We start from the raw sequence: 1364 nt of genomic DNA, 5'->3' as shown, positions 1-1364 counted from the left end.
GTTCAGGCTATGCGGTTCGTCAGGCGATTTGGAAAGAAGATAGGAAGGCTTTTGGCGAGGAGCCTGAAGAAAACAAGGCTGAGTTTTGGGAAAAACTCGGAGTCGCATATACGGAGGAGCCTGATCCCGAACCGCCTCAAAGAGTTCTTGTGTTAAGAGAGGTTCGGGAGCTTAAAGCTAGGCTTTCTGAAACGGACTATGCCGTCATCAAGATCGCGGAAGGTGCGGCAACTTCCGAAGAGTACTCGGAAGTTATCGCTCAAAGGGGAGCTTGGAGAGCGAGGATTAACGAGTTGAAAGCTCAGCTTGGCGGAGGGGAAAATGTTTAACGCGCCAGCTCTTCTAATGAGAGCAAAGAAAAAAGAAAGTATTTTCAAAGACTGCTGGCCTTTGTATAACTACAGCCTGAAGATAATTCCGGAGTTGACTGAGCCGATATATGTAGCGTCGACAACAGCTCAAAAAACGATGCAAGTTGTTTACAAAGATATGGTTCCTCCTATCGAGGTGGGAAATTTGATCGATATAAGTCCTCCCATCTGCGTGCCCTTTCTGATACAGATAGAGATGTCAAAGTTCTATTCGGGATTTGATGGAGTGAACCCTGCGGCTTCAACTCTAATATTTAATGACAGCTCAGATTATTCGGTCTTCACACTTTTTGAAAACGACGACCTGGAAGCCTTTTGTAGTTGGCTTAGTAAAACACAAGGTACGACGGATCTCGCCACTCTGGTTGACAGTTATTTGTCTCTGTATGACGAGAGTGGAGCACTAATCAGAGGATTTACTTTTACAGTTTCTCTTGGCGAAAAAACTAAGACTGCGGAAGTTGACTATTTTTCTGCTTTGCAGGGAGATGGAAAAGGCGCACGAGTACCTGATGTCATATTTTCGTTGCTTGATGAAGGCGGCGGAGCCATTATATGCGAGATAGGAAATGAAACAGGTTTTCAATTCGGCGTTCCTGTTGCTGCAAACAGCTATAGCGACTCTTCTACGAATGATGGCAAATGCGGGGAGCCGTTCTGGGATATGTTGTATGAGAGTTATGAAACAAAGACCCCTGTCACAATCGAAACTACGCTTTGGCTAAGTCCGACGGTGTGTCCGCCGATTCAGGATATTGTGTAGCCGTCTTCAAGTAACTCTTTAATTGGAGTTTTACGTGATTAAACATACTGACTTACTCAATACTCTCATCGCCTGCGTGGGAGGTCTCGGTCTGATCGCCGGACTCCTGCGCTACGTTGACGACTGGAGAGAAAAACGAAAAGAGAGACCGATAGAGTTCTCCGTCCTTGAAGCAATGTGGGAAGCGCTATCAGGCGGAGTCACTGCTATCGGTGTCTTCTGGATTCTTG

The 1364-nt window shown here is 46.1% G+C and carries 3 protein-coding genes; all 3 read left to right on the top strand.

The window, feature by feature from the left end:
- Positions 1-329 (top strand): hypothetical protein (locus E5987_RS12710; protein WP_160336436.1); only part of this gene is annotated, 329 nt, incomplete at its 5' end.
- Positions 322-1134 carry a hypothetical protein gene (locus E5987_RS12705; protein WP_160336435.1) on the top strand — a complete coding sequence of 271 codons (813 nt, stop codon included), beginning with the start codon at positions 322-324 and terminating at the stop codon, positions 1132-1134. The genes E5987_RS12710 and E5987_RS12705, both read left to right, overlap by 8 nt.
- A 34-nt stretch (positions 1135-1168) precedes the next feature.
- On the top strand, positions 1169-1364 hold a 196-nt coding region (locus tag E5987_RS12700; protein ID WP_160336434.1), incomplete at its 3' end, for a hypothetical protein.

Source organism: Parasutterella muris, assembly GCF_009767915.1.
GTDB classification, from domain to species: Bacteria; Pseudomonadota; Gammaproteobacteria; order Burkholderiales; family Burkholderiaceae_F; genus Parasutterella; species Parasutterella muris.
This window is presented reverse-complemented; position numbering and strand designations above follow the sequence as displayed.